Annotated in this window: 10 protein-coding genes; 8 read left to right on the plus strand and 2 right to left on the minus strand. The window is 63.8% G+C overall.

What is annotated here, in order from left to right; genetic code table 11:
* Positions 1–14: 14 nt before the first annotated feature.
* Positions 15–1,805 carry an NAD(P)/FAD-dependent oxidoreductase gene (locus ACR65K_RS15645; protein WP_440153882.1) on the plus strand — a complete coding sequence of 597 codons (1,791 nt, stop codon included), beginning with the start codon at positions 15–17 and terminating at the stop codon, positions 1,803–1,805.
* Positions 1,806–1,829: 24 nt separating this feature from the next.
* Positions 1,830–2,885 (plus strand): 2,3-butanediol dehydrogenase, encoded by a 1,056-nt coding sequence (locus ACR65K_RS15650; RefSeq protein WP_440153883.1) that lies wholly within the window; start codon positions 1,830–1,832, stop codon positions 2,883–2,885.
* A 106-nt stretch (positions 2,886–2,991) separates the two neighbouring features.
* On the opposite strand, the gene ACR65K_RS15655 is transcribed toward ACR65K_RS15650, so the two are convergent.
* On the minus strand, positions 2,992–3,291 hold the full coding sequence (locus ACR65K_RS15655) for a hypothetical protein (protein ID WP_440153885.1): 300 nt from the start codon (positions 3,289–3,291) through the stop codon (positions 2,992–2,994).
* 22 nt (positions 3,292–3,313) lie between these two features.
* On the opposite strand from ACR65K_RS15655, the gene ACR65K_RS15660 reads away from it, so the two are divergent.
* The 3 genes from ACR65K_RS15660 (at position 3,314) to ACR65K_RS15670 (ending at position 5,048) form a co-directional block, all read left to right on the plus strand.
* On the plus strand, positions 3,314–3,718 hold the full coding sequence (locus ACR65K_RS15660; RefSeq protein ID WP_440153886.1) for a hypothetical protein: 405 nt from the start codon (positions 3,314–3,316) through the stop codon (positions 3,716–3,718).
* Positions 3,719–3,846: 128 nt separating this feature from the next.
* Complete coding sequence (locus tag ACR65K_RS15665) at positions 3,847–4,098, plus strand: hypothetical protein (RefSeq protein WP_440153887.1); 252 nt, start codon at positions 3,847–3,849, stop codon at positions 4,096–4,098.
* A 650-nt stretch (positions 4,099–4,748) separates the two neighbouring features.
* Positions 4,749–5,048: a PASTA domain-containing protein gene (locus ACR65K_RS15670; protein WP_440153963.1), complete on the plus strand. Its 300-nt coding sequence runs from the start codon at positions 4,749–4,751 to the stop codon at positions 5,046–5,048.
* A gap of 1,454 nt (positions 5,049–6,502) precedes the next feature.
* Here ACR65K_RS15670 and ACR65K_RS15675 read toward each other — a convergent pair.
* Complete coding sequence (locus ACR65K_RS15675) at positions 6,503–6,907, minus strand: SHOCT domain-containing protein (RefSeq protein WP_440153889.1); 405 nt, start codon at positions 6,905–6,907, stop codon at positions 6,503–6,505.
* Positions 6,908–8,686: 1,779 nt separating this feature from the next.
* Here ACR65K_RS15675 and ACR65K_RS15680 point away from each other — a divergent pair.
* From ACR65K_RS15680 to ACR65K_RS15690, 3 genes are all read left to right on the plus strand, one after another.
* The gene (locus ACR65K_RS15680; protein ID WP_440153890.1) at positions 8,687–9,949 is read left to right on the plus strand and encodes a S8 family serine peptidase; all 1,263 of its coding nucleotides are present in this window, start codon (positions 8,687–8,689) and stop codon (positions 9,947–9,949) included.
* Positions 9,950–10,301: 352 nt separating this feature from the next.
* Positions 10,302–11,150 carry an esterase/lipase family protein gene (locus tag ACR65K_RS15685; RefSeq protein WP_440153891.1) on the plus strand — a complete coding sequence of 283 codons (849 nt, stop codon included), beginning with the start codon at positions 10,302–10,304 and terminating at the stop codon, positions 11,148–11,150.
* 58 nt (positions 11,151–11,208) lie between these two features.
* Entirely contained in the window at positions 11,209–11,889 is a 681-nt protein-coding gene (locus ACR65K_RS15690) for a class I SAM-dependent methyltransferase (RefSeq protein WP_440153892.1), read from the plus strand.
* The last annotated feature ends 199 nt before the right edge of the window (positions 11,890–12,088 follow it).

Raw genomic sequence — 12,088 nt, forward strand, 5'->3', positions numbered from 1 at the left:
ACAAAGGAGTGGAGATGACCCAAACACCCACCGCTGCCGCCCAGGCCTGGCTTGCCGGCCTGGATGATGCGCTGCAGCGGCGCGACGTGGAGGCAGCGCTGGAACTCTTCGAGGACGAAAGCTACTGGCGCGACTTCGTGGCGTTTACCTGGAACCTCAAAACCCTGGAAGGCAAGGCGGACATCCGGCACATGCTGGAGGCCACCCTGGACCGGGTCCAGCCATCCAATTGGACGCTCGCGGAGGACGCCACCGGGGACGCCGAGGCGGTGGAAGCGTGGATCACGTTCGAGACAGGAGCGGCCCGCGGCTACGGCCACCTCCGGCTGCGGAACGGCAAATGCTGGACGCTGCTGACCACCATGCAGGAGCTCAAGGGCTTCGAGGAGAAGAAGGGCCCGCGCCGCGAGCAGGGCGTGGCGCACCAGATCGTCCGCGGCCGCCGCTCCTGGAAGGAGCTCAAGGAGGAGCAGGAGGCGCGGCTGGGCTACGAGGAGCAGCCTTACTGCGCGATCATCGGCGGCGGGCAGGGCGGCATCGGCCTGGCTGCCCGGCTGAAGCGGCTGGGCGTGCCCACCATCATCATCGAGAAGAACCAGAACCCCGGCGATTCCTGGCGCAACCGCTACAAGTCCCTCCACCTGCACGACCCCGTCTGGTACGACCACCTGCCCTACCTCAAGTTCCCGGACGACTGGCCCGTCTTCGCCGCCAAGGACAAGATCGGCGACTGGCTGGAGTACTACACCCGCATCATGGAGCTGAACTACTGGTCCGGCACCGAGTGCGTGGGGGCAGCGTACGACGACGGCACGCAGGAATGGGCGGTCAACGTCCTTCGCAACGGCGAACCGGTGACCCTCCGGCCCAAGCAGCTCGTCTTCGCCCTGGGCGTCTCCGGCTACCCCAACATTCCAAAGTTCGACGGCGCCGAGAGCTTCCTGGGGGAGCAGCGGCACTCCTCACAGCATCCCGGCGGCGGGGACTGGACGGGCAAGAAGGCCGTGGTGATCGGCTCCAACAACTCCGCGCACGATATCTGCGCCGACCTCTGGGAGCACGGCGCCGACGTCACCATGATCCAGCGCTCCTCCACCCACATCGCCCGCAGCGAATCGCTGATGGACCTGGCACTGGGGGACCTGTACTCCGAGCGGGCGCTGGCGAACGGCGTCACCACGGAAAAGGCGGACTTGCTGTTCGCCTCGCTGCCCATGCGCATCCTGCCGGAGGCGCAGGTGCCCGTGTACCAGCAGATGGCCCAGCGGGACGCCGAGTTCTACTCGCAGCTGGAGGCCGCGGGGTTCGACCTGGACTTCGGTGTGGACGGGTCCGGGCTGTTCGTGAAGTACCTGCGGCGCGGCTCCGGCTACTACATCGACGTCGGCGCTTCCCAGCTGATCATCGACGGACGGGTGAAGCTGAAGTCAGGCCAGGTTTCCAAGATCACCGGCAATGCCGTGGTCATGGCGGACGGCACTGAGCTGGAGGCGGACCTCATCGTCTATGCCACCGGCTACGGTTCCATGAACGGCTGGCTGGCGGACCTGGTGTCTCCCGAGATCGCGGACCGCGTGGGCAAGTGCTGGGGATACGGGTCAGACACGCCAAAAGACCCTGGTCCCTGGGAGGGGGAGCTGCGCAATATGTGGAAGCCAACCAACGTGCCGCAGCTCTGGATCCACGGCGGCAACCTGCACCAGAGCCGGCACTACTCGGCCTACCTGGCGCTGCAGCTGAAGGCCCGGATGGAAGGACTCGAAACACCCGTCTACGAACTGCAGCCCAGCCACCACACCCGCTAGTCACGTTCACAGCATGGAGGAATCATGAAGGCAGCACGTTTCCACGCCCGCAAGGACATCCGGATCGAGGACATCCCGGAGCCGGAGCTGCGGGCGGGGGCGGTGAAGATCGATGTCGCGTGGTGCGGCATCTGTGGCACGGACCTGCACGAGTACCTGGAAGGGCCCATCTTCTGCCCGGCACCGGGGCACCCGCACCCGCTCTCGCACGAGGAATCCCCGGTGACCCTGGGGCACGAATTCTCCGGGACCGTCTCTGAAGTCGGCGAAGGCGTGGACGGGCTGGAAGTTGGTGACAACGTCGTCGTCGAACCCTATTTTGTGGACGGCGACTGCGACATGTGCCAGTCCGGCAGCTACCACCTGTGCCGGCAGATGGGCTTCATCGGGCTCTCCGGGGGCGGGGGCGGGCTGAGCGAGAAGATCGTGGTGGACCAGCGCTGGGTACATCCCATCGGTGACATTCCGCTGGACGAGGCGGCCCTGATCGAGCCGCTGTCCGTGGCGCACCACGCGGTGGCCCGCAGCGGGGTGAAATCAGGCGACACAGCCCTGGTGGGCGGCTCGGGCCCCATCGGGCTGCTCACCGCCGCGGTCCTCAAGGGCATGGGGGTGACCACGATCATCAGCGAGCTCACCCAGGCCCGCAAGGAGAAGGCCACCTCCAGCGGCGTGGCCGACCACATCCTGGACCCCAGCAAGGAGGACGTTCCCGCTCGGGTGCGGGAGCTGACCGGCGGGACCGGCGCCGACGTCGCGTTCGAATGCGCGGGCGTGAACGCCGTCCTGGACACCATGCTCGACGCCGTCCGGCCCGGCGCCGTGGTGGTGAACGTGTCCATCTGGGGCGCGCCCGCAACCGTAGATATGCAGAAGCTGGTGCTGAAGGAGATCGACCTGCGCGGCACCATCGCGTACGTCCGCGACCACCCCGCCGTCATCAAAATGGTGCAGGAGGGCAAGGTGGACCTCAAACCCTTCATCACCGGCCGCATCGCGCTGGAGGACCTGGTGGAGCAGGGCTTCGACACCCTGATCAACCACAAGGACACCGCAGTGAAGGTGCTGGTGCACCCGTAGGGCCGGGGCTGGAGTGTTCCCGCGCCGCGCCCGGACTTTAGTCCCTGTTCTGGACTAACCCTCAGGCGTAGCTTGAAGACGGGCCCCGCAACGGCGGGACCTGTCTTCAAGGGGGCACCATGAACAGGCCCAGGCTTTCGGCATTCAGCATTCTTGGACTCAGCGGCCTGCTGGTCCTCACCGGCTGCTTCGGCCAGCCCAGCCCGGCCCCCTCCACAAGTTCCGCCGCCCCGAGCCCGACTGCCAGCAGCGCGTCCCCCAGCAGCGCCAGCCCAAGCGCGACGGCGACTCCCACCGCGTCGGCGAACCCCACCACGACGCCGGGCAGCTCAGTCGCCCCTACCACCCCAGCCGCCCCGCCGCCGTCGTCCGGTCCTGCAAGCCCGCCGCCCACGGAGGAACCCACGCCCACCGGACTGCCCGAGCAAGTGGCCCCGCTGACCATTTACTACGTGGCCGTCGGTGACAACGGCGTCTCCGGACCCGCCATCGGCTGCGGCGACAGCCTGGTGGCCACCACCACAGCCCCCGTGCGGTTCACGGACCAGGTGGGCCCCAGCATCGGGACCCTGCTGGCCAACAAGAACCGCGACATAGGGCAGTCCGGGCTCATCAATGTCCTCTACCAGTCGAGCCTGACGTATCTGGGCGGCGAACTGACCGGCAGCACCATCACCATCTGGCTCTCCGGGCAGTTCATGCTTGGCGGCGTCTGCGACGTCCCCCGGGCCAAGGCGCAGTTGGAATACACCGCCATGACGGCGTCCGGGGCCACGAGTGCACAGGTGTACGTCAACGGCCGCCCCATCGACGAGGTGCTGAGCCTGAAGTAGGGCCATAGGAACTCACGTGGCGCCGGGCAGGGCGATGGCGTGGAGTGTCCTGCTGGTCCCGCCAGCCGGGGTCATCGCCACGGAACTGATCCCCAAGGCAGGAAGGGGGCCCGGCGGCGCTCGCCGCCGTGGGCATTGGCGTCACCAACGGCTTGGCCGAGGAAGCCCGGTGGCGCGGCGTGCCGCTGGCCGTCTTCCCGGACCGTAAGGTCCCGGGCTGGCTGTGGCCCTCCCTCGGTTTCACCACGTGGCGCCTGGTCCGCTCGCAGTCCATCCCCATGCGCGCGGCCCAAAGCAGCGGCTCGGTCCTGGCGGTGTCCGTCGCCTACGCCGCCATCGACTCCTGCGGCGTTCGCGCTGTCCTTTCAGGAGCTGACTGAACATTATTCCGCTAGATTCCATGGTTTGTGCAGACGGTTTGTGATCAGTGACTGGTCGGTCGGTACTCCTATGCCAAGGGCCCGTTTGCTCTGCACTCCTGTTCACAATCCGCGACACCGATTTGCGCGAAACCTTAGCGATTTGAGGCACCTGGGTTATGAGACAAATGGCTCCGGTCCGGAGTTAGGTGCAAATGCCCCTAAAGGGATCCCCCAACGGACGGATAAAGCCGGGTCCACCGTGTGACTCGCTCGGCCCGGGAGGTTTCCCGCCGATCGCATGGCTTAATCGACAGCTGTGGGTATCATGCTTTGCGCTTCCCTGTGTAATACCCAGCAAACATCAGGATGAGCCCGCAAAAAATGATTACGTACGGCGAGCCGCCGATTCGCTCCGAAGGGACCTGGATGGCCAGCATGGTCCCGATGAGCGCATTAAGCGCACCCACGCAGAGAAGAAATATGCCGAGCCGCCGGGGTGCCATGACGCCAGCATAATCGCCGGCCATCTTGTCTAACCAGAGGCCGCGTCCGTAAGCCGATCCCTTACGGGACGCAGCGAACACCGGCGCTAATCTGATGAATAGACGGTTCAGTTTGCCGTACCAGTTTTCGGGCGCAAAGGAGATGCCGAGGTGGTCGAACGCCAGATGCTAAATGTTCCCGATCTGGTTGGGCAGCCTGTACATATCGCACAGGAGACTGCGGCGAACCTTGGGTTCGGTCTCGCAGCCGGGGACCCTGATGGTCCAGGCCTTCGCTCGCGCACGTGGCCAGGGCTATTCTGGGTGACCTCCCAAGATCCTCCGGCAGGGTCGGTCCTTGCGCGGGGAAGCCAAATTCGGATCACCTTCGTTCAGGACGGTCAAGCACGAAGCGACGTGCCGGAGCAGACGGGCGGGCCGACCCCCTCATTGCAAACTCATGCGGAGGGCGACACGGAGTCGTGAGTTGTCCGGTGAGGGATCGGCTTACGGACCGTTGTTTCCTCTGGGCCTGCTGTAGGCTGCGCGCATGTCCGAGTTAGAGGATAAGAAGCGTCTCCAGCCGAGAATGACGCGCGGCAGCTGGCGTTTCTCAACGTGGTCATCAGTCCCACTGGTTTTGGGTTTCTCTTTCCTAGCAGTTCGCCAGTTCCTTGCCGGTGACGGGCGGGACACTGCAGCACTATGGATTTATTCTCTGGTGGCTCTGGTCAATGCGGTATACCTCCTATATCTGCTCCGAGTCCACCACAATGACGCCCCGTTTTGGAGCAAAGAAGAAGCTCAGAGAGCGGAATTGGACCGTCGGGGCAGGCAGCTGTAACGCGCTAGAGCCGGGAACCTGTTCAAACGGCAGCGCGCGTTAATGTCCGCTGGGGGATCCTCCAATGGGCGCACCGTGAGAAGAACCGCTTTCGCAGTACTCGGAAATCGAGCCCGCGCTATGGGGGCGGACTTTCTACTGCAACCGGTCCCGGTCGTGTCGCTTTCGCAGTACAAACAGAACAGCCGAACTTGCCAGCCCCAGGGTCACGCTAAGAATCAATAGCAAAACTTTGAGATTCATCCAGAACGAACCTGCCGGCTGCGCTATTAGGGTCATCACGAAAATGAGTACCCCTGCAAAAAGTAAGCCGACTAGATCGCGTTCCTTCGGCCTTTTCACTGTTCCCTCATCCCCCGATTATGTACGCGTGGCAGCTGCCACAACTGATCCATCTGGAATTGTCCCCTTGGAGGTTGCTTAAACGCGGAGAAGTTTCGCGGTCGACCACCGGCTTACGGGCGCGACCCGCAAAGGAATCTCAACGGTGGATGCCCTCGCCTCCTTGCAGTCAGCGCGGGCGTATCCTGTGGACATGGCCATGGGGGCAGGCAAGAGCGATAACAGATACGAGTGGCAATCATGGCCGCCGGATTCCCTGGAGGGAATGCCCCCTAAGCGGAGGCGCTTGGCCGGCTGGGCAATTTTTTGGTTGCTTGTCCTGGGATCACTGCTGGGATCGGTCCTCGAGGCATTCGGCGTTCCGGAACCGTGGCGCTCCGCGCTTGTAGCCGCCGTTTTGGCTGCCGTGTTCGTTCCCTTAATCCGGGCGGCAGCTTCGGAGGCTCGACAGCTCCGCGCCGAAGGTATTGAGCTGCCTTCCTACCCGGTTACCCGCAAGTCGCTGATCGCCCTGGGCCTCGTCACTGGTGCTCTTTGGATTGCCTTTGCAGTAGTTGCATTAAGCGGGAGGCCCGTTTTCCCGCTAGTGCCGATTGCCGGCACAGCATGGTTGGTCTTTCAGGTCCGGCGGTGGAGAAAGCGATCAGCTGACGAAACCCCAAATGGGCGCTCCTACCCGCCTCAGTCGCCGAGCTGACCACACCATCGGCTGCCGGTGAAGGATCCTCTACCGGAGGGCTTTAGCCGTGGACACTTAGCTTTCGAGTATGCGACGTTTGGCTGCCGAAAATTCTTCTGCGCTAAGGGCACCCCTCGAATAGAGGTCTGCTAGAAGGGCAAGATCGGCTGCAACCGAATCCTGTCCGATGTTTCCATTCACATGGCGCTTGCCAGCGTGGCCAGAAGCAGCAGCCACAGCCCTCGTTCGACTCTTTGTCATTGCGTGCAAGACGAGCACGATGGCACCAAGAACTGCGACTGCAATCCCAAGCGGCATGGATAAGTAGGAATGGATGACGTTCCCTATGATCGCGATTGCAACTCCCGCGCAAACCAAACCGACACCAGATACCCAGCGGGCCGTCTCGCGAAGGGGGCGTTTTCCCTTGAACTCAAACAAGTACCCGCCAGCAGGATTGGGAACCGCGTGCTCGTTCATGTGCTGAAGCGTAGCCCCAACCTAGATTATTGAACATCCCAGTTTTCCTGGGAGTCCCACAGCCGTGCGCTGCAGGATCCCTCACCGGACGCGGGTTTCTATGACTTTCGAGTTGAATTCGGTGGAGGCCGGCAAATTAGGTTGGAAAGGAATCCTAGGGCTGTCCACCTTTGGCCGCTGGGTCTACAGTCGTAGCAATCAAACCCGGAGGACGTGGTGAGCAAAACGCAGGTTCTGGCTATCCTCGGCAGCCTCCTGATCGGGGCCTTTGTTTGCGCGGGCATTCTCGCACTAACCCTAGGAACCACGAGTAGTATGTTCTGGCCCGCGCTGGGGGCCACCATGACAATTGTCGTGCTCGTCGTGGTGCTGACTCAAAAGACCCGAAGGAGGCAATGAACAGCGAGCGGTAAAAATGTATGAGCCGCGGTGGTGTAGGACCCTTTCAGGACTTCGTGATCCCCGCCGGGTCGATAATTACTGGCCGATCCCTGGTGCGCCTGCGCTTATGAGACCGACCGGGCGCCCGTAAGCCGATCCTTCAGCGGTGTGCATCCTCGTCCTATCGCGATGGTTCCGTCGGATAGATCCCCACGGACTTCAGCTCCTCCGCCGAACCTGAAACTTCAAAAATGCCTGAATCGGTCTTGACGTAGACGACAGTTCGCTTCCGACCCAGATACCAAGGTGCTGTCGTTGGAGTCCTCAAACCGCCCGTCAACGGCTCCACATTCGGGAGGACGAGGGTCTCCCCTACGGAATATCCAGTAAATGCCGCCATCGGTTGGAAGATGAGCGACCCTTCCTTCATGGTGCCGTGTCCAGAAATCCACCCACGCTTGTCTGCAGGACCCGGTACGGAATAGCCGCGGGGCAGTGCGTTAGGGCCCGGCCGAAGACTGCATTCAAGAATTCCCCTCTCAGTATTCCGAGCGATTCGCTGACGTTTTAGCCGTCTAACCAGCAGGCTCATCACCAGGTAGACCAACAGTGTGACCGGGAATAGAAGAGAAAAATAAAGAGGCGAGGAGCGCAACGGCTGCCATGGGACTGTCACTGCAACAGCAATCATGAGACTTATGTAGAAACCCGCAACATCGTAAGTCTTCTCTATCCAGGTTCGAGGCGCAGGCTCCAGCCTGTCAGCAACCAATCCTTCACGCCTCCCGTCGATGAAATTGGCACGTGATTTGGCTTAGACGCTAAGCCGGGGCATGGTACTGGGCAAGAGAATTGCTTAAATCCTTGGGAAAGTTGACATTCTCATCTCCCTGCGCGGGCGCCCGATAGCCGGTCGTGGAGCGAGCAGCCAGTCATAAATTCTTCCCTCAGCGCTGTTACTAGCCTCTGTACGCACGTTTACCCCGCACGATGAAATGCACGGTGAAGGTGCCCTAACCGCTACACTCCAGACTGTCTCGAAACCCTTGGGATACGAGAGGTCTCGCACCATGAGCTGAGCGAGGGCTCCATCGCCGAGATTTCCTGGAGATACCGGAGTCTCTTCCTGGCTCACGATTCTCGTAACTATGTGCCGAAACCTTCTGGTTGAGGCGTTGTATTCATCGTTAGTTTCGAGACACATCGGGAGGTGAGCGCATTCACGTCTTTCAAGGAAGACGGAAACCGGGTGTGCAGAAGACTTCTGCATTCTGTGCAGTCAGCTTCTGAAAATGACACGCACGGCCCGCAGCGCCTGGCTGCCGCGAGTGCCCGGGCACCAAGAAGAGGGGCCCTTGCCCCTACCGGGCCCTGGGCGCCATGCCGCACCATAACTCCATGAAGAAAGTCGTCATCGCCGGTCTCACGGCGGCAGTCCTCTCGTTTGGGTCACTCACCATGGCTCCCGCCGCCAGCGCGGCGCCGTCCACGTCCCCCGCCGAAGCGGGACAGATCCTGGTCAAAACGTACGACGGCGGCGCAGCCCCCGGCGTGCTCCACCAATACGGTCTTTCGGCCGGCTCCGCCGTGGGCAGCACGGGCGCCCGGCTGGTCCCGGTGCCCTCCGGCCAGGAAGCCCGGCTGATCGAGGCGCTCAACCGGAACTCGTCCGTGGAGTACGCCGAGCCCGACGAACCTGCCACAGTGGCCACCAGTGACCCATACTTCCCCCGCCAGTACGCACTGCAGAACACCGGCCAGTCCTTCACCAACACCCGCGGCGACATCACCGTGCCCGCAGGCACGGCGGACGCGGACGTCGACGCCGTCGAAGCCTGGAACACCACCACAGGCTCCGGCATCAGGGTGGCCGTCCTGGACTCGGGCGTGGCCAGCGACAACCCTGACATTGCCCCCAAAGTGGTGGCACGTGCCAACTTCAGTGACGCTGCCACGAAGGTTGGCGACCCGGTGGCGGAGGACTATTACGGCCACGGCACCCATGTGGCCGGCATCGTTGCCGCCACCTCCAGCAACTCGGCAGGCGTGGCAGGGGTATGCCCGGGCTGCACCGTCCTGGCCGGGAAAGTCCTGAACGACAGCGGGGTGGGGTCCAGCTCAAGTGTTGCCAACGGCATCAACTGGGCCGTCAGCAACGGCGCCAAGGTGATCAACATGAGCATTGGGGTCCGTGCCTCGCGCACGCTCGAGGCCGCCGTGAACAACGCGTGGACCAAGGGAGTGGTGCTGGTGGCGGCCGCCGGAAACGGTGGAAACCAGACCAAGATCTACCCCGGCTCCTACCCGAACGTGATCGCGGTCGGGGCCACGGACAACAAGGACGTCCAGGCATACTTCTCGACCTATGGGGCCAGCTGGGTGGACGTGGCGGCGCCCGGAGTCAATGTCTACTCCACCTTCCCGAACCACGCCTTTGCCCTTGAAGTTCCCAACAACCGCTCCAGAGGCTACGACGTGGGCAACGGCAGTTCCATGTCCTCGGCGATCGTGGCCGCCACCGCTGCGCTCGCCTGGAGCTCCCACCCCGGTGCCACCAACGCCTCGGTGCGGGCCAACGTGGAATCCACCGCTGACAGGGTCTCCGGGACCGGCACCTACTGGGCGTACGGCCGGGTGAACGCGGCGAACGCCGTGAAGTAAAACGGCCTCATATAGGCGCCTTGCACGGAGCCGGACGCTGTCCGCGGCTCCGTGCACATCTGTGCAGTGCGCCCTGCACTCCACGCACGCTGCCGGCTGCGGCAGCCGCAGGCACTGCGCCGGTTCGAAGTAGCTACTCACCAGTAACAATATTGCTGGCGGCGTCCCCAAATCGGGCCAGTAGACGCGGGTGGGAGGGGAATTCACTCCACGCACGTTCGTGCAGGCGGGGCCACCTGGCGATCCTTGCTGCCTAGCATTTCTAGGACCGCAGCAGGCACCTGGTTGGCACACCCGCCACCAGCACACCCGGCCGCGGCACCATTGCTGACACGCGAACAAAGAGGTTTATATGTCACTGCTTAAACGCGCCCTGTCCGTCGCCGCAGCCGCCGTCCTGGCCGGCTCGCTCTCCACGGTTCCCGCCCAGGCCGACCCCTTGGACATCGCCCCGCCGGGCGCCAACGACTGGTCCTGCAAGCCTTCCGCGGAGCATCCGTACCCGGTGGTCCTGGTACCTGGAACCTTCGAAAGTATGGCGAAGAACTGGTCCACCCTGTCGCCTTACCTCAAGAGCGCCGGGTACTGCGTCTTTGCCCTCAACTACGGCGAGACCAACGGCGTCTACGCAACCGCCCCCGTGGCAGACTCCGCAAAGGAACTCGCCCCGTTTGTGGACGCCGTCCGCGCCGCCACCGGTGCGGCAAAAGTGGACCTGGTGGGCCACAGCCAGGGCGGCATGATGCCCCGCTACTACATGCACCTGCTGGGCGGCGCCAAGTACGTCCACCACTTGGTGGGCATTGCGCCCTCCAACCACGGCACCCAAGGCCTGATCGTGCCGCCGCCGGACGCCGTCCCCGATCCCGCCTACACCACCCTGGGTTGCGCGGCATGCGCGGACCAGCAGGCAGGCTCCGCCTTCATGCAGGAACTCAACGCCAAGGGCGACACCGTGGCCGGCCCGTCCTACACCGTGATCTCCACCGTCTACGACGAAGTGGTGATCCCCTACAACAGCCAGTTCCTGGTGGGACCGGCCAGGCAGGTCACCAACATCACCATCCAGGACAAGTGCCCGGCCGATGTCTTCGAACACGACCAGACCCCCAACGATCCCGTAGTGCACCAGTTCGTGGCGAACGCATTAAGCCAGCCCTCCGGTCCCGCAGACCCCAGCTACCAGCCCAACTGCCTGTAGCCTCCGCCCCTGCACTCCGTGCCATGATGGGAGCCAGACAGTCCAAGGAGGTATCCGGATGGACCGCGCACCTGATGGCACGGAGGGCGGGGTAGGCCCGGGCCCGTTGCAGCACCCGTTTTTTGCCCGGGCCTTTGCCAGGGCGGTAGGCGCAATGGACCGCCGCGGGGCCGCCGAGCACCGGCGCCGTATCCTCGCGGGACTGAAGGGGTCCGTCGTCGAAATCGGAGCCGGTGCCGGGTCCTCCTTCCCGCTGTATCCTCCCACCGTGACCCGCGTCCTGGCACTGGAACCCGATGACTACCTCCGGGGTGTGGCAGAAGAACAGGCGGCCGCCGCCAGCGTTCCGGTAAGCGTGATAGCCGCGGCGGCAGAGGACATACCGGCAGAAACAGGCAGCGCCGACGCCGTGGTGGCCAGCCTTGTCCTGTGCAGCGTCAAGGACCAGTCCGCCGTGCTCGCCGAGATCCGTCGCGTCCTGCGCCCCGGCGGCACCCTTGCCTATTACGAGCACGTCCGGTCCCGGCACCCGGTGCTGGCGAGGGCGGAAGATGTACTGACGCCCGTGTGGGGGCAGTTCATGGGCGGATGCCACCTCAACCGGGACACCCTGGCCGCCATCACCGCTGCAGGTTTCACAGTTCAAGACAACCAGCGCTTCGGGTTCGCCGTGCAGCGGCTGAATCCTCCGCTTGCCCACATCCTTGGCACGGCCACCAGCCCCGGTCCGCCCGGCTGACGTGGACTCCCCGCCATGAAGAAACTGGCCGTGCCGGGCGCGGACGGTGTCACCCTCAGCGGACCCGGCCGCTGCCCGACCGCCCGCCAGGCGAGCTGCCCTTCGACTGGGCTGTTGTCCCCGCAATCGCGGCGCAGGTCAACGACCCCTCGCGCCGTTGGTGGGCCAGGCTCCCCGGGATTGGAGCACCAACACTGCT

It is taken from the genome of Arthrobacter sp. SAFR-179 (assembly GCF_059414945.1).